The organism is Streptomyces dioscori (assembly GCF_003024195.1).
Classification (GTDB): Bacteria; Actinomycetota; Actinomycetes; order Streptomycetales; family Streptomycetaceae; genus Streptomyces; species Streptomyces dioscori.
In genome coordinates this window covers 85,044-108,117 of record NZ_KZ679058.1, presented here as the reverse complement: position 1 = coordinate 108,117, position 23,074 = coordinate 85,044, and the positions used below count along the sequence as shown (strand labels likewise).

Here is a 23,074-nt window from a genome sequence, read left to right as displayed (position 1 = left end):
CGGCAGGCCCGGCAGGCCCGGCAGGCCCGGCACCGGCCGCGCGGCCGGTGCCGGGCCGGGCCGTCAGCGCCGGGTGCTCGCGGCCGGCGGTCAGTCGCCGCAGCGGTCGGTCGCGGACGACGGCGGTCGGCGCCGGCCAGCGCTCGGCGGACGCAGTCGGCGGAGGTGGTGGCCGGCGGAGGTGGTGGTGGCTCGGCGTTCGTTCGTCGGTCGGTCCGGTGTCACTGGCGGCAGAGGCAGAACGGGTGGCCCGCCGGGTCCGCGTACACGCGGAAGCCGCGGCGGCCGCCCTCGTCGTCCAGGTCGAGCGGGGTGGCGCCGAGGGCCAGCACCTGGGCCTCGGCCTCGTCGAGGTCCGGCACGTCGAAGTCCAGGTGCAGCTGCTGGGAGTCGCCGTCGGCGCTCGGCCAGTCCGGCGGGCGGTGGTCCGGGGCCCGCTGGAAGGAGACGCGGTGACCGCCGGGGGCGTAGAGGTCGTACCAGTCGTCGCTGTACCGCTTCACCTCGCCGCCCAGGACGCCCGCGTAGAACTCCGCCAGCGCGGGCGGATCCGGGCAGTCGAGTGCTACGAGGGCGTACGTGGCGATGGCCATGGTGATCCCTTCACTTCGGAGTTCACAGATCCCTCAGCGCGGGCAGCAGCTTCTTCTCGGCCCACTCCACGAAGGGGAACTGGTGGTCTCCCCCGATCTGGACGAGGGCGACCTCGGTGAACCCCGCCTCGGCGTAGGGGCGGACGGCGTCGACGAAGGCCTCCACGTCGTCGCCGCACGGGACGCTCCCGGCGACGTCCTCGGGCCGGACGAACTGCGTGGCCGAGTCGAAGGCCGCCGGACCCGGCAGTTCGGAGTTGACCGGCCAGCCCCCGAGCGACCAGCGGAACTGCTCGTGCGCCCGCGCCACGGCGGCGTCCTTGTCCGTGTCGAAGCAGACGGGCAGCTGGCCCACCCTGGGCTTGCCGCTGCCGCCGTGCCGGTCGAAGGACTCGATCAGTTCGGCCTTCGGCTCGGTGGCGATCACCAGGTCGGCCAGCCGGCCCGCCAGGGCGCAGGAGCGCTCGCCCGAGACGGCGACACCGATGGGTGTCGGCTCGTCCGGCAGATCGAAGAGCTTGGCGTTCTCCACGTCGAAGTGCGTGCCGTGGTGGTTCACGTTCTTGCCCTCGAACAGCGCGCGGATGATCTCGATGGCCTCTTCCAGCATGTCGAGGCGTACGTGCGCGGCGGGCCAACCGCCGCCCACCACGTGCTCGTTGAGGTTCTCGCCGGAGCCGAGCCCGAGCCGGAAGCGGCCCTCGGCGAGCAGCTGCGTGGTGGCGGCCTTCTGGGCGACGACCGCCGGGTGGTAGCGGGTCGTCGGACAGGTCACGTAGGTCATGAGGGGGATCGTGGACGTGGCCTGCGCGGCGGCCCCCAGCACGCTCCACGCGTACGGCGCGTGCCCCTGCTCGGCCAGCCAGGGGAAGTAGTGGTCGGACGTGACCGAGAAGTCGAAGCCCGCCCTTTCGGCGGCCACCACGTGCTGTACGAGCTCACGGGGGCCGGCCTGTTCGGTCATCATCGTGTATCCGATTTGCACCATACGTTCCTAGTAGCCGGTCGGGGTGACCCGAAACGTTCTCGCCGCGGGCGGCACCCGGGTGCCCGTACTCGACGGATCCACTCACCGCGATGGACGCCGTTCAGTGGCTGCCGAGGCCACCGCTCCCGAAGCCGCCGCTGCTGTTCCGGCTCCACCGGCGCCGCTTCTGGTCCCTCGCCCGCCGCGTGGACACGTTTCCCGAGGAGCGCAGCTCGTGCGGAGTGAGCACGCTGCCGTCGTGCGGCATCTCGTCGGGCTCACGCATCTCCGAGATCTCGTGGACCGCGCCGCCCTCGGGCAGCCGGGGCTGGTCCTCGGGGCGCGGCGGACCGGGCTCACGGCTGCGCACCCGCATGCCCCACCACACCGCGACGACCAGCATGGCCGTGACCAGAAGTCCCACCACGAGGGGTCCCACGACGAAGGGCGCCGAACCGGCCACGACCTCGTGCGGGATCGCTGCGTCCCTGCCGAAGCTCTCCATGAACGTGCGAGTACCCGGACAGAACAACCCAAACAAGGCGGGATCGGTACGTGTGTCGCGGTGTGCCGGGGGCCGCCGGGGGTACGGGGAAGGGATGCGAATGGGTGTACTCGACGTCGGCTCGAACACGGTGCGACTTGTGATCGCGGAAACGGATGGAGCTGTTCCGCTTCCCGTGCACACCGCCAAGCGTCAGCTGCGCCTCTCCGCCCATGTGGAACGGGGCGGCCATCTGCCGACGGAACAGGTGGACCGGCTGGTGGAAGCGGTCAGGGACACCCGCGCGGAGGGCAGGCGGTGGGGGGTGGGCCAGCCGTTCGCGTTCGCCACCGCGATCGTGCGGGACGCCCCGAACCGCGACGAGATCCTCGGCCGGATCGCCGCCGAGGCCGGGGTGCCGCTGCATGTGCTGCCCGGCGAGGTGGAGGCCGAGCTGACCTTCCTGGCCGCCCGGCGCTGGATGGGCTGGCGCGCCGGACCGCTGGCCCTGCTCGACATCGGCGGCGGTTCGTTCGAGGTCGCCTTCGGCCGGAGCAGGCTGCCCGACTTCGCCATCGCGCTTCCCCTGGGCGCCAACCGGCTCACCAGGGAGTTCTTCCGCGGCCAGGACCCGCCGTCGCCGCAGCGGACCCGGCTGCTGCGTCGGCACGTACGCCATCAGCTGCGCGATGTCGCGGCCCGTATCCGGTGGGAGGCACCGCGGACGGCGGTCGTCACCTCACGGATGTTCCAGCAGCTCGGCCGCCTGTGCGGCGCCGCTCCCGGCCGGTCAGGACCCTTCACCACCCGGACCATGACCCGCTCCGACCTGGGCAGGGCCGTGGACCAGCTGGCGGCGCTGCCGGCCGCGGAGCGCGCCCTCCTGCCCGGTATCTCCCTCGCGCGTTCCGGGCAGTCCCTGGCCGGAGCGATCGTCGCGCACACCACGATGAAGCTGATGGGCATCGACGAGGTGACCATCTGCCCCTGGGCGCTCCGCGAAGGGGTGCTGCTGCGCTGTATCGAGGACGGCAACTCCGAGTGGTGGGACTCGTACGGCCTGGAGGCCCAGGAGGGCGCGGCGCGGGGCGCGACGCCGCTGGTGCTCCGCCCCCTGCACGGCGCCGAGCCGAAGTCCGCGTCCGCCGCGCCGGCCTCGTCGGCCTCGATTCGACGCCCGGGCTGACGACCGTCGACGCCCCGGTGACGACCGTCGACGCCCGGGGTGGTGACCGGCGTTCCCGCCGCGCGGCCCTCTACGTGGTGCAGGCCGTCCCGTTGAGGGTGAAGGCCGTCGGTGCGGTGTTGCCGCCGGACCAGGAGCCGTTGAAGCCGAACGTGACGGCCGCGCCCGGTGGGACGGCCGCGTTGTAGCTCGCGTTGGCGGCGGTGACGGCGGAGCCGGACTGGGTGACGGTCGCGTTCCACGCCTGCGTCACGCTCTGCCCGGCGGGCCAGGTCCACGCCAGCCGCCAGCCGTTGACGGCGGTGGTGCTCGTGTTCCTGAGCGTCACCTGCGCGGTGAAGCCGGTGTTCCACTGGCTCTGCACGGCGTAGGTGACCACGCAGGCGCCCACCGGTTCGGGCGTGCCGTCGTCGACCCAGCCGAGCGCCTCGGCGATGCCGTAGTAGGCGGGCTTGGGCTGGAAGTTCTCGTCGTACGGGGTCGCCGCGCCGTACCCGGTGAACACGTCCGGGATCCATGAGTCGGAGTCCGTGAAGCCCCAGACGGTGACGCCCTCGCAGCGCGCCACGGCGGCACAGGCGGCGGTGACGGCCTTGTACTCGGCCTTCTGCTGGGCGAGTTGGGCGGTCGTGGGCGGGACGGTCATACGGATGTCGAGTTCGGTGATCGCGACGTCCACGCCGAGGTCGGCGAAGCGCTGGATGTTGGCCTGGAGCGTGGACGGCACCTGGCCGAGGATCAGGTGGGCCTGCAGTCCCACACCGTCGATCGGGACGCCCTGCTCCTTGAGCGACTTGACGAGGTTGTAGAGCGCGGTGCTCTTCGCGTTGACGCCCTCCACGTTGTAGTCGTTGACGTACAGCTTCGCGGCCGGGTCGGCGGCGCGGGCGGCCCGCAGCGCGTCGGCGATGTACGAGTCGCCGATCGCCGTCTGGAAGACCGACTGCCTGCGCGTACCGTCCTCGTTGAACGGCTCGTTGACGACGTCCCAGTGGTCGATGCGGCCCTGGTAGCGGCCGGCCTCGGTGGCGATGTGGTCGGTCATCACGGTCCGCAGGGTGTCGGCGGTCCAGGAGCCGTTGCTGACCCAGTTGGGCAGCTGGCTGTGCCAGACGAGTGTGTGGCCGCGGACCTTCTGGGCGTGCGCCTCGGCGAAGGCGACCACGGCGTCGGCGCCGGACCAGGTGAAACTGCCACGGGTCGCCTCGACCGAGCCCCACTTCATCTCGTTGCCCGGCGTGATGGAGTCGAACTGCTCGCCGGTGATCGTGCCGTAGGTGCCGTTGAGCTTGGAGGCCGTGACGGCCGTCCCGTAGTAGATGCCCTTGGCGGCGGCGAGATCCCTCAGTACGGGCTCGGCGGCGGCCTGCCGCTCCGTGGCGGCCGGTTCGGGGCCGGTGGCGGCGTGACCGGAGGTGGCTCCCCCGATCACGAGCGAGGCCGCGGCCAGGAATGCGGACGCAGCTCTCCGTAAGCTCTGGGGCTTCATGGACGTCCCTCTCATGATGGCTTCACGTCGCTTCCGGAATTTCCGGAAGACCTCTGCAAAGTTTCGAGAGTGCGTCCGGAACGGTAGAGGCGTACGGGGTGACCGTCAACGGAGGTGGGGCAGTTGACCGAGGAGGACACCGGGGACGCCGTGGGCGGTGGGGCTCGCCAGCGGCGGGGCAGGGTCACGATCACGGAGATCGCCCGGGAGGCCGGAGTGTCCGTACCGACCGTGTCGCGGGTGGTCAACGGGCGGTCGGACGTGGCGCCGGGTACGCGTGCGCGGGTGGAGGACCTGCTGCACCTGCACGGCTACCGCTGGCGGCCGCCCGGGGCGCGGGTGCGGGCCGCGCTGATCGACCTGGTCTTCGACGACCTCGACAGTCCCTGGGCGGTGGAGATCATCCGGGGCGTGGAGGAGGTCGCGCACGCTGGGGGCGTCGGGACGGTCGTCTCCGCGATCCATGGACGCTCGGGGGACGCGCGCCGGTGGATGACGAACCTGCGGGCGCGCGCCTCGGACGGCGTGATCCTGGTGACGTCCGTCCTGGAACCCGTACTGCACGACGAGTTGCGACGGCTCGGGGTGCCGCTCGTGGTGGTCGATCCGGCGGGCTCGCCCGCGCTCGACGCGCCCACGGTGGGGGTCACCAACTGGGCCGGCGGGATGGCCGCCACCGAACATCTGGTGGGGCTCGGTCATCGCAGGATCGGGTTCGTGGCGGGGCCGCCGCGGCTGCTCTGCTCGCGGGCCCGCCTTGACGGGTACCGTGCGGCGCTCGACCGGGCGGGGATCCCCATCGACGAGTCGCTGATCGTGCCGGGCGACTTCTATCCCGAGTCCGGATTCACCGGGTGCGCCGCTCTCCTGGACCTGGACCGGCCGCCGACCGCGCTCTTCGCGGCGAGCGACCAGATGGCGATGGGGGCGGTCGAGGCGCTGCGGCGGCGGGGGCTGCGGGTGCCGGAGGACATGAGTGTGGTGGGTTTCGACGACCTTCCGGAAGTCCGGTGGTCCGCTCCGCCGCTCACGACTGTCCGTCAGCCGCTCGCGGAGATGGGGAAGCTGGCGGTCCGCACGGTCCTTCGGCTCACCCGGGGCGAGCCGCTCGACTCGCCCCGGGTGGAACTGGCCACGGACCTGATCGTACGATCCAGCACGGCCCCTCCGGGGCGGGGGTTCGCTTGAGGTGCGGCCCCTCCGGGGCGAGGTTCGTTTCGGAGTGCGGACCGGTGGGGGCTGGCCGCGCAGTTCCCCGCGCCCCTTGAGGGGCGCCTGGCCGACTGCGGTGCGACCGAGGGCGGGGGCGGCGCCCCCTGCGCCGGCACCCGGCACGGTTCGAAGTGCGGGCCGGAGGGGGCGGGTGGCGCCGTTCCCCGCGCCCCTTGACCCCACCGGGCGGCACTCCGAATCATGCCGGCTGCCGGAGCGGGACGCCGAACCCCCTCCCAACCCTCAACCACGCCCACGAAAGCACCGCCCAGGGGCGCGGGGAACTGCGCGGCCAACCCCCACCGGCCCGCGCTCCGGAACGCGCCCGCTGTCGGGGGCGGTTTACAGCCCCCTTTCGGTCTCGACCGCGGCCAGGTCGGCGCCGCTCAGGAGCGTGTGGTGTTCAGGCGGCCCTCCAGTTGGAGCAGTAGGGCGCCGAGGAGGGTCGCGAGTTCGCGCTGGTCGGTGGTTTCCAGGCCGGACAGGACCGTTGTCTCGTATGCGAGTTGCTCGGGGAGGATGCCGTCCACGAGGGTGCGGCCGGTGTCCGTGAGGCGGACATGGGCCACGCGGCGGTCCCTGGCGTCGCCGCGCCGCTCGACGAGACCGCGCTCGGTCAGCTGCTTGAGCCGCTTGGTGACGGCCGCGCCGGAGGAGAAGGTCTCCCTGGCCAGCTCGCCGGGTGTCAGTTCGAGGCCCGTGCGACGCAGCGCGCCGAGGAGGTCGAACTCGGGGCGGGTGAGTCCGGCGTGCCGCAGCGGCGCGTCCTCGGCCTGCTGCAGGAGCGCGGCGCACCGGTTGATACGGCCGATGACCTCCATGGGCCCGGTGTCCAGCTCGGGGTGGACCGCCCGCCACTGCCGGACCACCGCGGCGACAGTGTCGCCCCCGGCGGCGTCGGCTCCGACCGTCCTCCGACCGTTCGCTGCCGTCATGCCTCTGCGTCCTCCAGAACGTGCGGTCCCTGCCGTCGTACCGTCGCCGCGAGCGTACGGTGTCCGGCCTGTTCCGCCAGCATCATGCGCTCCTGCGGCAGGGCGCGCTGCCACCATTCGCCGGCCGCCGCGTCGGCCGTGGCGCGCAGCTCCACGAGCGCGGCGGCCAGGCGCCGGCGGGCGGCCTCCAGGGCGCCGGTTGCGGGTCCGGCAGCGGGTCCGGCACCGGTGCCGGACCCGGGCCGTTCGGCGGCGATCAGCCGTGCCGCGTGCTCGCGTGCGTACTCCACGGTGTCGAGAGCGGTTTCGATACGGTCCGCGGCGCGCCGGTTGGTGACGGCCACCGCGGCCACGAAACCGACGACCGCGCCGACCAGCGTGTCCACGACGCGGTCCGTCATCAGCCCGCCGGGTTCCTGGAAGCCCGTGAACTCGGTGATCAGCAGTGCCATCGGGGTCACGCAGATGCTGCCGAGCCAGTAGTTGCGGGTGATCAGTGCTTCCGCGCCGAAGTTGAAGGCGAGGCAGCACAGGACCAGGGCGGTGGGGCCGAGGTGGGCGAGCGGGGCGACGGCCGCGAAGAGGAGGACGCCGACGAGGTTGCCGACGACGCGCTGGACGCCCCTGCTCCAGGTCAGCGTGAGGTTCGCCTGGTAGAGCGAGGCGGCGGTGACCAGCGCCCAGTACGGGCGGCCGACGCCGAGCGCCAGGGACACGTAACCGGCGAGGGCGCACCCGAGTGCGGTGCGCAGGGCGAGCGGGAGGAGGGGGCTCATTCTGTCGTTCCACGTCCACCACCTGTTCCCGCTCCGTCCGGCCTTCCCGCCCTTTCCGCTCATCCGGGCCGCCGGTCCGGTCTCCCGCAGCTCTGTCTCCACGCCGAGCAGTTCGTCGGCGTCCTCCCCGGACGCCACCCGGGGTACGGGGTTCGTGCCGCGCAGGTCGCGCGCCCAGGTGCGCAGCCGGGCGGCATCCGTGTCGGCGGGGGCCGCCAGCGCGACCTCGGCCCGCACGACGAGCCGTTCGAGGGCGCGGCGGGGCTCCGGGCGCGCGCCGGTGGCGAGCAGCGACTGCCAGGCCGCGTGCACGGCGGCGGCAGCGGTGGCCGCACCGGCGGCACGGGCCCGCTCGTGGCCCGCCTCGTCGCGCACGCCGGAGGTGGCCCCCGCCTCGTACGCGTCCACGAACCCGGCGGCCGCGTTCAGCGCGCGGGCCGTGGCCCGGCGCTCGGGGCCGTGCGGGCGCAGAAGGCCCGGCGCCATACCGACGAGCCAGGCCCAGGCGCCCGCCCCGGCGGCGAGGGCGAGATGGCCGGGGACCTGGCCGAGTGTCTGGGGCGCGAAGAGGGAGGCGGAGCTGATGAAGGTGAAGATGACCGGTCCGGGCGGTCCGATCCGCGTCAGGTCGCTCACCGCCTTGTGTGCGGCGGCGAGCAGCGCGCCGACCGCGACCAGGACCACGGCGGAGGACGTGAGCGACGCTGTGACCAGGGCGATCGCGACGGAGGCGAGCATGCCGAGGACGACCTGGGCGAGGGCGCGGCTGCGGGCCGCGTACGGCAGGTTGTGGGCGTAGAGGGCGCAGAGCGAGCCGGCCATGGAGTACAGGGCGAGGTCCAGGCGGCCGAGCGCCAGCAGTGTCAGGTTCGGCACACCGACGGCGACGACCACGCTCAGCGCGGGCTTGAACCAGATGTCGGAGGGGCGGTTGAGGCGCAGGACGCCCGCGAGGGGCAGGCGGCGGACGGGGGTGGCGCGATGGCGGGGACGGACACTGCTCATACCCATAAGGTTAGCAGGTGTTTTACTCGTAAAAGATAATGGCCGGTATCGCGGCTCCGGCCCGCCGCGCACCCCCGCACGCTCCCCCCGTACGCCGTTGCGCCCGCTTGCCTCCGCTTGTGTCCCGTCCGGCCGGGGCATCACTTCGACCGGACTGTCCGAACACCGTCGAGGTCGAGCGGGGAGGTGCGCGGTGCACGGACCGGGGGCGGGACCGTCCGGCTGGCTGCTCGTCGCGCTGTGCACGGCGACCGGGGCCTACTGCCTGCTGCGTATGCGCAGCAGGGTCGAGGAGCAGCGCCGCACCGCGGGCGGCGAGGCGCTGATGGGATTCGGCATGGCCGCGATGGCCGTGCCCGCGGCGGTACTGGCGCCACCGCGCTGGGCCTGGGTCGTCTGCGCGGCCGTGTTCGGGGCGGCCGCCCTGCACGCCCTGTGGGCGGCGCGGAGCAGCGCCCACCATCTGCACCACCTGGTGGGTGCCTTCGCCATGGTCTACATGGCCGCGATGATGGCCGGTGGGGCGCACGCGGGGATCCCCGTCCTGACCGGGGTACTGCTCGTGTACTTCACGGCGTACGTGCTGTGGACCGGGACGCGGCTCATACCCGTCGCGGCGGCCGACGGCCCGGCGGGAGCTCCGGCGGGAGGTCCGGGTGCGCCCGGCTGGGGCGACCGGCTGGAGCTGGCGCGGGCGTGCCGGCTCTCCATGGGCATGGGAATGCTGGCGATGCTTCTCACCCTCTGAGGACACTCACCGTGGGCACGCACCAGCCGCAGCCGCCACCCGCGCGCGCCCCTGACGGCACCCTCTGAGGGGATTCGCGGCTGTACGGAACCGTGGTCTGCGTCACTTGCCGCGACCAGTCGTATCCGGCGGCGCCGCCCCGCTCATAGGCTGCGTCCATGATGGTCCCCGCAGCGCTGTTGCTGCTCGGCGCCCTGGCCGCCGTTCTCGCTCCGCGGCTGCTCGCGCGGGCGCGATGGCAGGACCGCGAACCGGTGGTCGCCCTGTGGGCGTGGCAGTGCGTGGTGGTGGCCGTCCTGCTCTGCTGCGCGCTGTCGATGGCACTCAGCGCGGCCGCCGCCTGGCAGGCGGTGCGTGGCAGGCTCTTCGCCCCCGCCCCGCACGCCGTGGTGGAGGCCTACGCGCTCACCGGAGGGCCCTGGGCCGCGGCGACGGCGGTGACGCTGGCGCTCGGCGGGGTGTGGACCGCGGCCATGCTGGCCCGTGAGATCGGCCGGGCCGCGGCCCGGCGCCGTCGGCGCCGCGCCGAACTCGTCGTACGCGCACCGCTGTTGCCCGGGGAGGAGCCGGGTGGTGAGCGGCTGGTCGTCCTGGAGGGGGAACGCCCCGACGCCTGGTGGCTGCCCGGCGCCGCACCCCGACTGGTCATCACCACCGCCGCGTTGCGCCGCCTCAAGGGACAGCAGCTGGACGCCGTGCTCGCCCATGAGCAGGGCCACGCGCGCGCCAGGCACAACTGGCTGCTGCACTCCTCGGCGGCGCTGGCGGGCGGTTTTCCGCAGGTCCCGGTGTTCGCTGCGTTCCGCGACGAGATGCACCGGCTGGTGGAGCTCGCCGCCGACGACATGGCGTCACGTCGGTTCGGCCGGCTGACGACCGCTCTCGCGCTGGTGGAACTCAACGAGGACCGCGGCGTGTTCGGCCCCTGTCCGACCCCGCAGGCGCATGTTCCGCAGCGGGTCCACCGGCTGCTCACTCCTCCGGACCGCCTGCCGCCCACCCGCCGGCTGAAGCTCACCGCCGCGGCGGCGCTGGTGCCGGTGATCCCGGTCCTGGTGGCTTTCGGGCCGGGGCTGCGGGCGCTCGGGTAAACGGGAGCGGAACGCGCGGGAAACCCCCGGGTTCGCCTCGGACCCCGTCCTTCGGCGAGGATCGGCGTATGCACTCTCCCGTCGACTCGCCGCCCCACGCGACCGGCCCCGGGATCGCCCTGCGCGTTGCCACGGCTCTCGCTCTGCCCACCGTGCTGCTGATCGTCCTTGTCACGGCCTCCTGGGACCCGCTCATGGCCCTGGACGGCGACATCGCCCGCACCACCCACCGCTGGGCGGTCGACGACCCCGGCCTGACCCAGGCGTTCCGCATCCTCACCGACTGGGTGTGGGACCCCTGGACGATGCGGGCCCTGATCGCCGTCACCGTCCTCTGGCTGGTGCTGCACCACGGAGCGTGGTGGCTCGCGCTGTGGCTGACGGCGTCCTGCCTCCTCGCCGCGCTCCTCTCGCAGGGCATCAAGGCGGCCGTCGACCGCGACCGCCCCGTCTGGCCCGACCCGGTGGACTCCGCCCACTTCGCCGCCTTCCCCTCCGGGCACGCGATGACCGCCATGGTGGCGTGCGGCCTGCTGCTGTGGGTCCTGCGCCTGTACGGCGCCGGACGCGTCCTGTGGCGTATCGCCGCGGCCGTGGCGGTGGTGTCCGTCGCCGGTGTGGGGTTCACCCGGATCTGGCTGGGCGTGCACTGGTCGACGGACGTGCTCGGCGGCTGGCTCCTGGGCGCGTTGACGGTGGCACTGGCGATGGTCTCGTACGCCCGGTGCTTCCCCGACGCGCGAAGCACATGATGTACTCCCCATACGTGATCGAATAGTTGATCCAACCCGTTCATTGGCGCGATGGAGTTGCTTGTCATGTCGACCGGCCCACAGCGGTACTCGCAGATCGTTACCGACAAGGCGCACCCCGCGCGTGTCTATGACTGGCTGCTGGGCGGCAAGGACAACTATCCGGTCGACGAGGCGGTGGGCGAGAAGCTGCCGCCCGAGGCGAAGGACGCGGCCCGGCAGAACCGGCAGTTCATGCACCGGGCCGCCGCCTGGCTCGCCACCCAGGGCGTCGACCAGTTCCTGGACATCGGCACGGGTATCCCCACCGAGCCCAACCTCCACCAGATCGTCCAGGAGATCGTGCCGACGGCGAAGGTCGTCTACACCGACAACGACCCGATCGTGCTGCGTCACGCCGAGGCGCTGCTGGTCAGCCGTCCCGGCGGGGTCACCGACTACATCGAGGCCGATGTGCGGCAGCCGGAGGCGATCGTCGAACACGCCCGGCGCGTCCTGGACTTCAGCCGTCCCATCGCGCTGTCGCTGATCGCACTGATGCACTTCATCCCCGACGAGCAGGACGCCCACTCCATCGTCCGCGACCTGGTCGCCACGCTGCCGTCGGGCAGCTATCTGGTGCTGTCGCACGCCGCCTCCGACCTGTATCCGGAACTGGCGGCGCAGGTCACCGCCGAGTACGCCAAGGGCGGTATCCAGCTCGGTTTCCGCACCCGCGCGGAGGTGGAGCGCTTCTTCGAAGGACTCGAACTCGTGGCGCCGGGCCTGGTGACGGCGACGGAGTGGGACGCCTCGGGCAAGGTGCAGGACGCCGAGGGCAGCGGCATCTACACGGGTGTGGCCCGCGTCTCTTGACCGCGGGGCCTGGGGCACGGGCGGTCGGTACGAACCGGACGAGACGGCAAGTCCCTTACCTGATGCGGTAATTGACACCGGCCGTCACGTCTGGCGCAGGGGCCCCACGGGCAGGCCATACGGGAATGAGCCGCCGTGGTCCCGGAGGTTCCGCCTGCGCGCCGGGACCGTACGTCACCGAAGGGACCCCCATGCCCCCTTTCCGTACGCCCTCCCTGCGCCGCGCCGCGCTGGCCCTGACCCTGACGCTCCTGGCGTCGGGGTCGGCGGTCTCCGCGACCACGGCCGCCACACCGGGCACCACCGTGACCGCCGACACCGTGGCGGCCGGACGCGCCTGGTTCACCTCCTGGGCGCAGTCCCAGCAGGATCTCGCCCCGACTCCCCTGCGCGATCAGTCCGTTCGCATGATCACGCATCTCGGCCAGGGCGGCGGCGCGCTGCGGATCAGGATCCAGAACACCTTCGGCACGACCCCGCTCACCGTGGACGCCGCCACCGTCGGCCACAGCGGCGGACAGGACGCGGCCGTCGAGGGCGATGTCCTCGCCGTCACCTTCGACGGGCGGCGCGAGGTCGTCGTACCGGCCGGCGGTGAGGTGTGGAGCGACGCGGCGGCGCTGAAGACCGCCGCGCAGGACGACGTCGCGGTCTCCCTGTCCGTGTCCGGCACGGTCACACCCGGACGGCACACCAGCGCCTTCCGCTCCAACTACCTGACCGCACCCGGCTCGGGTGACCGCACGGCCGAGGCAAGCGGCTCCGCGTACACGCAGACCGTCGGCTCCACGTACCTGGTCAGCGCCGTCGACGTGCACAACCCGAAGCTCAGGGGCACGATCGTCGCGTACGGCAGCTCGGTGGTCGACGGGACCGGCAGCACCGACTGCGGACCCGGCTGCACGCCCGAGGGAACCGATCACCGCTGGACGGACGACCTCGCCCGCCGCGTCACCGCCGAGCTCCCCCGCACCCGGCAGCTCGCGATCGCCAACGCGGGCATCGGCGGCACGACCAGTTCCGCCGACTGCCCCCGCAATCCAGCCGGTATCCGGGGCCTCGACGCGGTGTCCCGGCTGGACCGCGATGTGCTCGCCCTGCACGGGGTGACCGGGGTCTTCTACTACTACGGCACGAACGACCTCGCCAACGGCTGTGACGCCGAGCTGATCCTGCGCAGCTACGACGAGGTGTTCCAGCGGCTGCGGGCCGCCGGGATCAAGGTCTACGTCACACCGATCACCTCGCGTCCCGGCTACACGGACCGGAACAACCTCGACCGGCACGCCGTCGGCACCCACGTGAAGAAGGGGAACACCTGCGACGGGACGTGCGACGGCGTGACGGACTTCGACCAGGTCCTCAAGGACCCGCTGAAGCCCAACAGCATCAACCCCGCGTACGACACCGGCGACGGCATCCACGCCAACATCGCGGGCCAGCGGGCGCTCGCCGACTACGTCTCGCTGCCGATGCTCGTGTCGTCGACCGGACGCCGCTGACGTCACCGGACGCGCCCCCGCCGGGTGCCGGATCATGAGTGGGGTCAGAATCAGGGGGTGACCGTGCCATCCGAGACCCCACCGCCGGCGCTGCAGACCCTGTGCGGCACCGCCCCCCGCAGCCCCCTGCGCGCCTTCCTGCGGACGGAGACCGGCAGTGCCGCGGTCCTGCTGGCCGGCGCGCTCGCCGCGCTCGTCTGGGCCAACATCGGCGCCGGGTCGTACGACTCCCTGTGGGAGACCGAGTTGTCGGTCCGCGTCGGCTCGGGCGGCGTCTCCCTCGAACTGCGCGAGTGGCTGAACAGCGGGCTGATGACGCTGTTCTTCTTCGTGGTCGGTCTGGAGGCGCGCCGCGAGTTCGACATGGGCGAGCTGCGGGAGCGGCGGCGGATCACCCTGCCGCTGCTCGCGGGGCTCAGCGGCATGCTCGTACCCGTCGCGATCTATCTGGCGGTCAACGCGGGCGAGGACACCGCGCACGGCTGGGGCGCGGCCATGTCCACGGACACGGCCTTCGCGCTGGGCATGCTCGCCGTCTTCGGGAACCGGCTGCCCGGCAGCCTGCGGGTCTTCATCCTCACCGTCGCCGTCGTCGACGACTTCCTGGCCCTGGCCGTCATCGCCTTCGCGTACAGCGGAGCCATCGCCCTGCCCGCGCTGCTGACCGCGCTCGGCCTGTTCGCCGTCGTCCTGGTGGTGCGCCGCACCCTCGGCATGCGCGTCCCCTCCCTGTACGCGGTCCTGGGCGTGGCCATCTGGGTGGCGCTGCTGAAGTCCGGGGTGGACCCGGTGGTGACCGGCCTCGCGATGGGACTGCTGACGTACGCCCGCCCGGCGGAGCGCGGTGACCTGGAACAGGCCAGCAGGCAGTTCCGGCGCTTCCGCGAGCAGCCGACCGCCGAACTGGAGCGCACCGTACGGCGGCAGATCGCCTCGACGCTCTCCCCCAACGACCGGCTCCAGCGCATGCTCCACCCCTGGACGAGCTATGTGATCGTGCCGCTGTTCGCCCTAGCCAACGCCGGGATCACCCTCAGCGCCGACCAGCTGACCGGCGCGTTCACCTCCCCGGTCACCCTCGGCATCCTCCTCGGCTATGTGCTCGGCAAGCCGGTCGGCATCATCGGCGCGACCTGGCTCACCACACGGCTCAGCAAGGGGCGCCTGCATCCGCCGGTCGGCTGGGGCGCCATCTCCGCGGGCGGCACGCTGGCCGGGGTGGGCTTCACGGTGTCCCTGCTGATCGCCACACTCGCCTTCGACGGCGACCGGCTGGAGCAGGCGAAGATCGGCATCCTCGGCGCCGTGCTCTGCTCGTTCCTGCTCGCCTGGCTGGTCACCGCGGTCACCGGCGCCCTGTCCGCGCCGTCCCGGGCCCGCGCCCTGCTGGGCACGGGCCAGACCATCGTCGACCTCAGCGACCCCGTCGACATGGAGCGTGATCACGTACGCGGCCCCCGGGACGCGCCCGTGACGCTCCTGGAGTACGGGGACTTCGAATGCCCCTACTGCGGGCTGGCCGAGCCCGTGGTGCGCGAACTGCTCGCCGACTTCGGCGACGTACGGTACGTGTGGCGGCACCTGCCGCTCCCGGACGTGCACCCGGGTGCGCAGCTCGCGGCGGAGGCCGCCGAGGCCGCCGACCGCCAGGGCAGCTACTGGGAGATGCACGAGCAGCTGATGCGGCACCAAGGAGATCTGCTGCCGAAGGACCTGCTGCGCTACGCCGGGGAGATCGGCCTCGACACCGACCGCTTCCGCGCCGACCTGCGGGCCGGTACGGGCGCCGCCAGGGTCGCCGCCGACGTGGAGTCCGCCGACCTCAGCGGGGTGTCGGGCACACCCACCTTCTTCGTCAACGGGCGCCGCCACCACGGCGCCTACGACATCGCCGCGCTGTCCGCGGCGGTGCGCGCCGCACGGCAGCGGGCCTCGCTCACCGGGGCGGGGCCGGCGAACTGACCTCGGGGGCCGCGACCGCGCGCAGGCCCCGGTCGGCGAAGGCGATCAGCCACTCGAAGCTCTCGTCGATGTCGGCGCTCCACTGGAAGCCGTCGGCCGCCTGCAGCGTGGCGAACCCGTGGCAGAGGCTGCGGAGCATGCGCAGGGCGTGGTCCACGTCGGACTCCGGGGTCTCGTAGCCGCGCAGGACCGCCCTGAACGCGCCGAGCAGCCGCCGGCTCGCGACGGCCATCGGATCGTCCCGGTCGGCCGGTTCCACGCCGATCGTCGCCGCGTACCGGCCGGGGTGCTCCAGGACGAAGGCGCGGAAGGCCCGCGCGGCCGCCGCCAGGGCGTCGCGGCCCGCGTACCCCTGGACCGCGCCGCCGACCGCGTCGGCGGCCTCGCTCATCGCCAGCGCCGCGATACGCCGGTTGAGGTCCTCCTGGCCGCCCACGTGCTTGTACAGGGACGGTGTGCGCACCCCCACCCGTTCGGCCAGCAGCCCCATCGTCAGATGGGCGAAGCCCACCTCGTCGGCGAGGGCGGCGGCGGCCGCGACCACGGCCGCCGGGTCCAGTCCCGCCCTAGGCACGGGCGGCGTCCGTCCGCAGGAAGTCGAGCATGAGCGAAAGCACCTCGTCGGGGAACTGGTCGTGCGGGTAGTGTCCGGCGCCCTCGATCATCTCAAGGCGGCCGAGGCCGGCCGGCAGGTCACCGATGATCGCCGAACCCTCGGCGTGCGGGTCGACCCAGTCGGGGTCGAGGGTGCCCATCACGACCAGGACCGGGCAGCGGACGTTGCCGAGCTGCGCGCCCGCGTCGGTCGGGGCGCTGCGGCCCATGCCCTGCATTGCCTTCATCCGGCCCGGCTCGCGTGTCAGGGCGTCGATACGGCCGAGCCGCTCGGCCCAGTGGGCGGGCTTCGCGCCGGGGTAGGCCACGTCGAGGTACGAGCGCCACTGCCCCACGCTGCCGAACACGCCGGTGCCGAGCAGGCGGAACATGCCCTGCCGGTAGCGCTTGACGCGCATGCCGCCGAGGCTGACCGACTGCTTGCGGGTGAACGGCGCCAGCTCGACGACCGCGGTGACCAGTGAAGGCTCCTGCGCCGCGGCGATGGTGGCGGCGCCGCCGGAGATCGAGTGGCCGACGAGCACGGCCGGGCCGCCGAGGTGGCGGATCAGGGCGAGCAGGTCGCCGGCGATCGCGGTGCGGCTCCAGGCGGGCCAGTCGGTACTGGATTCGCCGCAGCCGCGCAGGTCGACGGCGGCGACGCGGTGGCCGGCCGCGACCAGCGGCGGGATCAGCGCGCGGTAGGCGGCGCGGCTGTCGCCCATGCCGTGCGCGAGGACGATCAGCGGGCCGGACCCCGCCACCTCGTAAGCGATCGTGCCGCCGTCGACGGCGAGGTACTCGGTCATGACATCTCCCAGGTCGCGTGGGCCGGCCCTCTCGGTCGGCCGCCCCGTTGGCTAATCTTGTTAGCCAGAAGCTAATCCCATTAGCCGAACCTGTCAATGGCGGTCTCGGGAAGACGTACTCAGCGACGGAACGCGGCGAGGCAGAGGGGTGCCAGTACGGCGGCGAGCGCGATCGCCGCACAGAGGGGGACCGCCGTGGCCGGGTGCCGCCACGCGATGTACGCGACGGCGCCGCAGACGAGGAGGACGAACCCCGCGGCGAGGACGGCGACGATCGCGATCAGGGGCGGCGGCGGGCCTGGTGCCGGCGGGGCCGGCGTGTTGGGTGCGGCCGGTGCGTTCGACGTATCCGGTGCGGCCGACGTGTCCGGTGCGTTGGTTGCGGCCGGTGCGTTCGGCGTGTCGGGTGCGTTCGGCGTGTCGGGAGGCGGGGTCGGCATCGGCGTAACTCCTTCGCGTGAGGGCAGGACAGGGCAGGGCGGGGCCCGTGGCAGACGGCTGAGGGCGGAGAGACCTGCGGTGGTGCACTGCTCCGTGACGACCAGCGTGGGACCTGCCGAGCAGTCCCCGACGAGTTGCGACGACCCGATGCAGGCTCGGGCGCATGTGTCAAGTCCTACTGTCGGACAGGCAGTTGGTGAGTCACGATGCTGAGATGAGTCACGACGAGTCCAGGGCGCGGCGCGGCGGCCGGCCGCGCGGCAGCCAGCGGCGCATCGCTCGGCCATGCGTCGCGCCGGGACCGCCGGCCGACCTCAAGGACCTGCTCTACCGGCTGTACCTGGACGCGGGTGCCCCCAGCGTGCAGGCCATCGCCGCCGCGGTCGCGCGGGACGACTCCCTGCCGGGCAGCCCTTCCAAGGACTCCGTGCACCGGATCATCGGCTCGTCCGAGATCCCCGCGGTGCGGGCCGACGTGGTGTCCGTGGCGGGGGCACTGGCCCAACTGGCCGGGTGGCCCGCCGAGGAGGCGATGGAGCAGACGGCAGGAGCCTGGATGAACGCCCAGCTGGTCCAGCCGCTGGGCGCCCCCGTCGCACTGCTGGACCCTTTCGATCTGGAGGTCCACCGGGCGGTCGGCGTGCCCGGCGGTGACGGTCTGCCGCAGCTTCCCGTGTACGTGGAGCGGGAGCACGACCGGCGGCTCGCCGAGATCGTCCGTGCCGCCCTGTCGGGGACCAGCAGTCTGGTGACGCTGGTCGGCGAGTCGTCGACGGGCAAGACACGGGCGTGCTGGGAGGCGCTGGAGCCGCTGCCCGGCGAGTGGCGGGTATGGCATCCGTTCGACCCCACCCGGCCCGCCGCGGCCCTGGACGGGATCTCCCGGGTCGGGCCGCGTACCGTGATCTGGCTCAACGACGCGCAGCACTACCTGCTCATCCCCGACGCGGACACCGCCGAGCGGATCACGGCAGCCCTGCGCAGCACGCTCCGCGACGCGAGCCGAAGGCCCGTGCTGGTCCTGGCCACCCTGTGGCCGCAGCACTGGCACCGGCTCACCGCCCGGCCCGCCGCCCAGGACAGCGATCCGTTCGCCCAGCAGCGGGAACTCCTGGCCACCGGCGGGCGGCGGCTGACGATCCCCGCGACCTTCGACGGGGCGGACCTCAGGGCCACCCGAGAACTGGCCCACCGCGACGCCCGCCTGACGCAGGCCCTGGCGCACACCACCACGGGCGAGATCACCCAGTTCCTGGCCGGCGCCCCGGAACTCCTCGCCCGCTTCGACACCGCGCCGCCCGGGGCAACGGCTCTGATCAAGGCGGCCATGGACTTCCGGCGCCTGGGGCACGGCATCGCCCTGCCCCGGGCCCTCCTCGCGGACGCCGCCGAGGACTACATAGCCGACAGGGACGACGGCGCCCTGGACGAGCACTGGGTGGAAGCGGCGCTCGACTACTGCGCCGCCCCCTGCAACGGTGTGCCGGGACTCCTGGCCCCGATCCGCCGCAAACGCCACGAGCAGTCGGCAGGCCCGGCCTACCGGCTGGCCGGCTATCTCGATCAGCACGCCCGCACGGCCCGGCGGATGCTCTGCCCTCCCAAGTCGTTCTGGGACGCCGCCGCCGTCCACGTCACCCGGCCCCAGGACCTCGAAGCACTGGCGGACTCCGCCGTCCGCCGCGGACGCCTCCGCCACGGCGCGGCCCTGTACGAAGCACTCGCGGGGCAGGGCAGCAGCACGGCACTCCTGGAGCTGGCCAAGCTGCGTGAACGGACGGGCGACGGCGCGGGCGGCACCTCCTTGTACCGGGCCGCCGCCGACAGCGCGGAACCGGCCGCGTCCGCGGCGCTCGCACGGGTCGCCCGTCAGGCGGGCGAACTCTCCTCGGCCGAGCGGCACGCACGGGACGCCGCCGACCGGGGTAACACCGCGCCCCTGGTCGAACTGGCCTACCTCCACGAGAAGACGGGCAACAGGGCCCTGGCCGAACAGCTGGCTGAGGTGGCCGCCGAGGCCGGGGACGCCACCGCTCTCATCCACCTGGCCCTGCTGCGCCAGGACGAGAACGACCACTCCGCCGCCCTGCGGATGGGCCGGCGTGCCGTCGGCACCGGTGACACGTTCGCCTACGCGGTGCTCGCCAGGTCCTGCGACATGACGGGGGACCTCGACGAGGCCGAACGCCTCGCGCTCACTGCTTCGGCCCTCGGCGACACCTCGGCCCTCCTCGAACTCGCGCAGTTGCGTGAGCAGGCCGGACAGCACAGCGCCGCCGAGCGCTTCGCCCGGGCCGCGGCGGACGCCGGCAACTCCGCTGCGCTGCTGGACCTCGCCGAGCTGCGCCGGCAGGCAGGTGACACCTGTGAGGCGGAACGTCTGTACTGGGATGTGGCCAAACGCGGCGAACCCTACGCACTCGTGGAGCTCGCGGAGCTGAAACACCTGGACGGTGACCTCGAAACGGCGGAGCAACTGGCCACCGACGCCGCCGCGGAGGGAAACACCGCGGCGCTGGTCTTCCTCGCCTGGATGCAGGAGAAGGACGGCCGTCCGGAGGCCGCGGAACAGTTTGCCCGCGCCGCGGCGGCGAGCGGCGACACGTCCGGCCTCTTCGGCCTGGCCGTCCTGCGTTCCGGACGGCCCGCGGAGGCCGAGCGTCTCGCCCACGCGACCGCAGAGGCGGGCGGCGCCTACCCGTTCGCCTTCCTGATGCGGCTGCGCCACCAGAACGGCGATCTCGCCGGAGCCGAGCGACTGGCCGAAGCGGCGGTCGCCGACGGGGACGTCTCGGCCCTCGTGGCGCTCGCCAAACTCCGCCAGCAGTCCCACGACCTCGAAGCCGCCGAGCGGCTCGCGCGCGCGGCGGCCGACGCGGGCGCCACGACGGCACTCGCGGACTTCGCCCGGCACCGGGCGGAAGCCGGGATCACGGAGTGGAACGGCTTCGAGCGGTACGGCCTCGAAGCGGACGGATCCGTGGCCGCCCCGTGGTGACGACAGGCTCGGACAAATCTTTTCCTCTTTGGACCAATCCGTACACCACCACGGCAACGGATCACTTTCGCAGGCCGGTGACACACGGCCCCCACGCGAACCACAGCACGGTGAAAGGGCAGTTGCATGACAGGCAAGGCGGGCGAGGAAGGGCACATACGCCCGGAGCACGGTACGGACGTCCTGGACCGCGACGCGGAAAGCGGCTCCGACCCGGCCGGCGGCGCACCGATATTCGTCGATCCCAGCGGCCGGCGGGCCAGCCGGATGCGCCGGATGGGCTGGCTCGTGGCGGCCGGGTGCGTGTGTTCCGCCGCCACCCTCGGCGTCGCGATCGCCGACGGCAACTCCACCGCGCCCTGGCTCCAGATACCCGGCGTGCTCGGCGGCAGCAGCCAGAACCGGAGCGTGGACGAGGCGCAGCAGTCGCAACGGCCGGAGTCCGGCACGCCGACCGCCGACAGCCCCTCGTCCACCGCCGCGGGGTCACTGATCCGGCAGCCGTCCGCGGACACGGCCCCGGAGGCGATGGGCGGTTCGCCGTCGAAGGAGAAGGGCTCGAACACCTCGGCCGCCGAGCCCACCGAGGCCGGCGCGTCCTCAAAGGCGGGCAACACCGGGGTGGTGCCCGCCGATGAGGAGGAAGCGGTCGCCGCGCAGCCCAGCCGGACGGCGTCCCCCGACTCGGCACAGGAGCCGACCGCGGCTCCGAGTCAGGCCGACTCCACTCCCCCGGACACCTCGGCCGAGCCCGCGCCGACCGAGACGTCCTCCGGCGGTCTCCTCGGCGGCATCGGAGACATCGTCACCGGCCTGTTCGGCAAGTGACGGCGCCGTCCGCGGAGTTCCTGCTCGTAGGCTCCGACATCGACATCGACATCGGCTTCTGCGTCAGCTTCGGCTTCGGCTTCGGCACCGGATCCGGTACCGGCCCGTCGTCAGCTTCGTATCAGACGGATGCCCAGCACCCACGCGCACAACGTGTCGGGGGACCATTCCCCGTGATCCTTCGACCCTGACCTGACACCCGGGCCCGTGCCGTCCGCCGTGGGCTCCAACTGCCACAGCAGGGAGCCCGGTTCGGTGGGAAGCGCCTCGGCGCCGATGCCGGTCAGGACGTGTCCGCTCGCGGGGAGCGGGAGCACGGCGGACGGGTGCGGCACCGGGCCCCCGTCGCTCTCGGCGAAGTCCGTCCGGACATCCACGGTGTACCGGACGCCGTCGACCACGAAAGAGGACTTCAGACAGACCGCGTACGCGTCGATGGTGCACGGGCTGGAGACCCGGTGGTCCTTGGAGCGCGCGGTCCAGGCGCCGCCGGCCCGTGGGAAGGAGGCGGTGGCGAGGTTCCCCTCGGTGTGACCGCCCCTGGGATCGCGCCAGTTGACGCGGAAGCCCCCGCCGATCAGCGTGTGCCCCTCCGGGACCCGGGCGGAGGCGAAGGGGTGCGCCGCGTGCCGGCTCCGGTTCCGGACGACGGTCAGCAGTTCCCCGGCCAGTCGGTCACGGCTGACGCCGTCGATCCTCATGCCGATCGCGAAGGCGGTCAGCCGGTGCGGCTGCGGGATGTTGTGGTCCTTTGACGACGCCAGCCAGGCCGATCCGTCGTCCGCCGGGTACGAGGCGGTGAGCAGCGCGCCCTGCGGTGCGTCCACGGCGGTCGCGCCGCCGCCGATCGCCACCATGTCGCCGTCGACCTCGGCGGCGAGGTCGGTGAAGTGCTGCTGGTCGTGGCCTGCTCGGTGCCGGAAGGCCGCGGTGGTGATCAGCCCGGAGGCGTCACGGCGGCGGAACAGTTCGCTGCTCCGCCGGAGCGTAGCCGGGGACGGCAGACGCCCGGCCGCCGGGAACGCCCGCGCGGCAGGCCCTGCGGTCGGCGCCGCGCTCGCCGTCCCGGCCGACGCGCCAGGCCCCGGCCCGCGGTCCGTCCGCAGGGCCATCAGGTGGTGGACCGCCTCACGACCCGCGCGCGTGCCGTAGTGCTTGAACGCGAACCGGCGCGCGCGCTCGGGGGAACGGCCGGTCAGGCAGCGGAGCAGGGACGGGGCCGCGCCCGGGGCCGAGTCGTCGGTCGCCCGCCAGGTGTCGTCGCCCGGCTCCCGCCAGATCGCGGCGGCCATCAGCCGCGGGTCGCCCAGGCAGTCGCACGAGACGTCCTCCAGGATCCGCCACAGCGACTTGGGGACGTCGTCCAGCACTCCGGGCCGCCCCTTCCCCGGCACCTGGTGCCAGTGCAGCAGTGCCCCGCCACCGGTCCCACCAGCAGTCCCGGCTTCGGCCTCGGCTTCGGCCCCGGAGAAGCCGACGCTCAGCCATCTGCCGTCCGGGTGCAGCAGCCGCGCGGCTTGCGTCCCCTCCTGCGCAGCGGTGAGTGTGCAGCCCCGACGGGCGGGGTCCGGTTGGAGGATCGCGTGCAGAACCGCCAACGAGCCGCAGCGGTCGAGGACTTCGGCGGTGTCCGGCAGCCGCAGCGCGACGTCGTGGAGGTTCATGCGGCCATTCAAGCGCCCGGCACTGACAACGCGTGAAACCGGGTGATCGCGGGGTGGGAACGGAACGGGAACGGGTTCCGGGACAGTCCTGGTGACCCGGGGAGCTGCGCAGTCCCGCGCCGACCGGGTCGCACGCACCGCCTCCGCCCCCAATCGCCGTACGACGAACCGTTCAGGAGACCC

20 protein-coding genes are annotated in these 23,074 nt (G+C 73.0%); 10 read left to right on the top strand and 10 right to left on the bottom strand.

The annotated features are described in order from the left end of the window. Positions 1–221 precede the first annotated feature (221 nt). From C6Y14_RS39170 to C6Y14_RS39160, 3 genes are all read right to left on the bottom strand, one after another. Positions 222–593, bottom strand: a complete 372-nt coding sequence (locus C6Y14_RS39170; RefSeq protein ID WP_107021674.1) for a VOC family protein — start codon at positions 591–593, stop codon at positions 222–224. 22 nt (positions 594–615) lie between these two features. Next, positions 616–1,581 (bottom strand): LLM class F420-dependent oxidoreductase, encoded by a 966-nt coding sequence (locus tag C6Y14_RS39165; protein WP_107021673.1) that lies wholly within the window; start codon positions 1,579–1,581, stop codon positions 616–618. A gap of 100 nt (positions 1,582–1,681) precedes the next feature. Further along, entirely contained in the window at positions 1,682–2,065 is a 384-nt protein-coding gene (locus tag C6Y14_RS39160; RefSeq protein ID WP_107021672.1) for a DUF6479 family protein, read from the bottom strand. A gap of 94 nt (positions 2,066–2,159) precedes the next feature. Here C6Y14_RS39160 and C6Y14_RS39155 point away from each other — a divergent pair, with 94 nt between their 5' ends. After that, positions 2,160–3,230, top strand: coding sequence for a Ppx/GppA phosphatase family protein (locus C6Y14_RS39155; RefSeq protein WP_107021671.1), 1,071 nt, complete (start codon positions 2,160–2,162; stop codon positions 3,228–3,230). Positions 3,231–3,300: 70 nt separating this feature from the next. Here C6Y14_RS39155 and C6Y14_RS39150 read toward each other — a convergent pair whose 3' ends face one another. Beyond that, positions 3,301–4,719: an endo-1,4-beta-xylanase gene (locus tag C6Y14_RS39150; RefSeq protein ID WP_225891506.1), complete on the bottom strand. Its 1,419-nt coding sequence runs from the start codon at positions 4,717–4,719 to the stop codon at positions 3,301–3,303. Positions 4,720–4,842: 123 nt separating this feature from the next. On the opposite strand from C6Y14_RS39150, the gene C6Y14_RS39145 reads away from it, so the two are divergent. After that, on the top strand, positions 4,843–5,907 hold the full coding sequence (locus tag C6Y14_RS39145) for a LacI family DNA-binding transcriptional regulator (protein ID WP_225891505.1): 1,065 nt from the start codon (positions 4,843–4,845) through the stop codon (positions 5,905–5,907). A 410-nt stretch (positions 5,908–6,317) separates the two neighbouring features. Here C6Y14_RS39145 and C6Y14_RS39140 read toward each other — a convergent pair whose 3' ends face one another. Both C6Y14_RS39140 and C6Y14_RS39135 read right to left on the bottom strand, forming a co-directional pair. Beyond that, positions 6,318–6,866, bottom strand: a complete 549-nt coding sequence (locus C6Y14_RS39140) for a MarR family winged helix-turn-helix transcriptional regulator (RefSeq protein WP_199855020.1) — start codon at positions 6,864–6,866, stop codon at positions 6,318–6,320. Further along, a complete protein-coding gene (locus C6Y14_RS39135; RefSeq protein ID WP_159074398.1) occupies positions 6,863–8,647 on the bottom strand; it encodes an FUSC family protein in 1,785 nt (594 codons plus the stop codon). The genes C6Y14_RS39140 and C6Y14_RS39135 overlap by 4 nt, the downstream gene beginning before the upstream one ends. A 193-nt stretch (positions 8,648–8,840) precedes the next feature. Here C6Y14_RS39135 and C6Y14_RS39130 point away from each other — a divergent pair, with 193 nt between their 5' ends. The 6 genes from C6Y14_RS39130 to nhaA all read left to right on the top strand — a co-directional run bounded on the left by C6Y14_RS39130 (position 8,841) and on the right by nhaA (position 15,557). After that, positions 8,841–9,395, top strand: a complete 555-nt coding sequence (locus tag C6Y14_RS39130) for a DUF5134 domain-containing protein (RefSeq protein ID WP_107021669.1) — start codon at positions 8,841–8,843, stop codon at positions 9,393–9,395. 158 nt (positions 9,396–9,553) lie between these two features. Beyond that, a complete protein-coding gene (locus tag C6Y14_RS39125; protein WP_107021668.1) occupies positions 9,554–10,486 on the top strand; it encodes a M56 family metallopeptidase in 933 nt (310 codons plus the stop codon). A 68-nt stretch (positions 10,487–10,554) separates the two neighbouring features. Then, positions 10,555–11,238 carry a phosphatase PAP2 family protein gene (locus tag C6Y14_RS39120; RefSeq protein ID WP_107021667.1) on the top strand — a complete coding sequence of 228 codons (684 nt, stop codon included), beginning with the start codon at positions 10,555–10,557 and terminating at the stop codon, positions 11,236–11,238. A gap of 66 nt (positions 11,239–11,304) precedes the next feature. Next, complete coding sequence (locus C6Y14_RS39115; RefSeq protein WP_107021666.1) at positions 11,305–12,093, top strand: SAM-dependent methyltransferase; 789 nt, start codon at positions 11,305–11,307, stop codon at positions 12,091–12,093. Between the two features lie 191 nt (positions 12,094–12,284). After that, the gene (locus C6Y14_RS39110) at positions 12,285–13,595 is read left to right on the top strand and encodes an SGNH/GDSL hydrolase family protein (RefSeq protein ID WP_107021665.1); all 1,311 of its coding nucleotides are present in this window, start codon (positions 12,285–12,287) and stop codon (positions 13,593–13,595) included. Positions 13,596–13,658: 63 nt separating this feature from the next. Continuing rightward, positions 13,659–15,557 carry a Na+/H+ antiporter NhaA gene (gene nhaA, locus C6Y14_RS39105; RefSeq protein ID WP_107021710.1) on the top strand — a complete coding sequence of 633 codons (1,899 nt, stop codon included), beginning with the start codon at positions 13,659–13,661 and terminating at the stop codon, positions 15,555–15,557. Here the strand turns inward: nhaA and C6Y14_RS39100 are convergent. From C6Y14_RS39100 to C6Y14_RS45635, 3 genes are all read right to left on the bottom strand, one after another. Further along, positions 15,532–16,101 carry a TetR/AcrR family transcriptional regulator gene (locus C6Y14_RS39100; protein ID WP_107021664.1) on the bottom strand — a complete coding sequence of 190 codons (570 nt, stop codon included), beginning with the start codon at positions 16,099–16,101 and terminating at the stop codon, positions 15,532–15,534. The genes nhaA and C6Y14_RS39100 overlap by 26 nt on opposite strands. A 22-nt stretch (positions 16,102–16,123) precedes the next feature. Further along, entirely contained in the window at positions 16,124–16,960 is an 837-nt protein-coding gene (locus C6Y14_RS39095) for an alpha/beta fold hydrolase (protein WP_107021663.1), read from the bottom strand. Between the two features lie 119 nt (positions 16,961–17,079). Beyond that, a complete protein-coding gene (locus C6Y14_RS45635) occupies positions 17,080–17,400 on the bottom strand; it encodes a hypothetical protein (protein WP_159074397.1) in 321 nt (106 codons plus the stop codon). Positions 17,401–17,615: 215 nt separating this feature from the next. Between C6Y14_RS45635 and C6Y14_RS39085 the strand changes: the two genes are divergently transcribed. Further along, positions 17,616–20,399, top strand: coding sequence for an ATP-binding protein (locus C6Y14_RS39085; protein ID WP_107021662.1), 2,784 nt, complete (start codon positions 17,616–17,618; stop codon positions 20,397–20,399). A 126-nt stretch (positions 20,400–20,525) separates the two neighbouring features. Continuing rightward, on the top strand, positions 20,526–21,227 hold the full coding sequence (locus C6Y14_RS39080; RefSeq protein ID WP_107021661.1) for a hypothetical protein: 702 nt from the start codon (positions 20,526–20,528) through the stop codon (positions 21,225–21,227). Positions 21,228–21,337: 110 nt separating this feature from the next. Here C6Y14_RS39080 and C6Y14_RS39075 read toward each other — a convergent pair whose 3' ends face one another. Then, entirely contained in the window at positions 21,338–22,891 is a 1,554-nt protein-coding gene (locus C6Y14_RS39075; RefSeq protein ID WP_107021660.1) for a hypothetical protein, read from the bottom strand. Positions 22,892–23,074 lie beyond the last annotated feature (183 nt).

Bases quoted from the DNA above. Each gene is read 5' to 3' on its own strand.
- C6Y14_RS39170 (WP_107021674.1), bottom strand. From the start codon at position 593: ATGGCCATCGCCACGTACGCCCTCGTAGCACTCGACTGCCCGGATCCG.
- C6Y14_RS39165 (WP_107021673.1), bottom strand. From the start codon at position 1,581: ATGGTGCAAATCGGATACACGATGATGACCGAACAGGCCGGCCCCCGT.
- C6Y14_RS39160 (WP_107021672.1), bottom strand. From the start codon at position 2,065: ATGGAGAGCTTCGGCAGGGACGCAGCGATCCCGCACGAGGTCGTGGCC.
- C6Y14_RS39155 (WP_107021671.1), top strand. From the start codon at position 2,160: ATGCGAATGGGTGTACTCGACGTCGGCTCGAACACGGTGCGACTTGTG.
- C6Y14_RS39150 (WP_225891506.1), bottom strand. From the start codon at position 4,719: ATGAAGCCCCAGAGCTTACGGAGAGCTGCGTCCGCATTCCTGGCCGCG.
- C6Y14_RS39140 (WP_199855020.1), bottom strand. From the start codon at position 6,866: ATGACGGCAGCGAACGGTCGGAGGACGGTCGGAGCCGACGCCGCCGGG.
- C6Y14_RS39135 (WP_159074398.1), bottom strand. From the start codon at position 8,647: ATGAGCAGTGTCCGTCCCCGCCATCGCGCCACCCCCGTCCGCCGCCTG.
- C6Y14_RS39125 (WP_107021668.1), top strand. From the start codon at position 9,554: ATGATGGTCCCCGCAGCGCTGTTGCTGCTCGGCGCCCTGGCCGCCGTT.
- C6Y14_RS39120 (WP_107021667.1), top strand. From the start codon at position 10,555: ATGCACTCTCCCGTCGACTCGCCGCCCCACGCGACCGGCCCCGGGATC.
- C6Y14_RS39115 (WP_107021666.1), top strand. From the start codon at position 11,305: ATGTCGACCGGCCCACAGCGGTACTCGCAGATCGTTACCGACAAGGCG.
- C6Y14_RS39110 (WP_107021665.1), top strand. From the start codon at position 12,285: ATGCCCCCTTTCCGTACGCCCTCCCTGCGCCGCGCCGCGCTGGCCCTG.
- C6Y14_RS39095 (WP_107021663.1), bottom strand. From the start codon at position 16,960: ATGACCGAGTACCTCGCCGTCGACGGCGGCACGATCGCTTACGAGGTG.
- C6Y14_RS45635 (WP_159074397.1), bottom strand. From the start codon at position 17,400: ATGCCGACCCCGCCTCCCGACACGCCGAACGCACCCGACACGCCGAAC.
- C6Y14_RS39085 (WP_107021662.1), top strand. From the start codon at position 17,616: ATGAGTCACGACGAGTCCAGGGCGCGGCGCGGCGGCCGGCCGCGCGGC.
- C6Y14_RS39080 (WP_107021661.1), top strand. From the start codon at position 20,526: ATGACAGGCAAGGCGGGCGAGGAAGGGCACATACGCCCGGAGCACGGT.
- C6Y14_RS39075 (WP_107021660.1), bottom strand. From the start codon at position 22,891: ATGAACCTCCACGACGTCGCGCTGCGGCTGCCGGACACCGCCGAAGTC.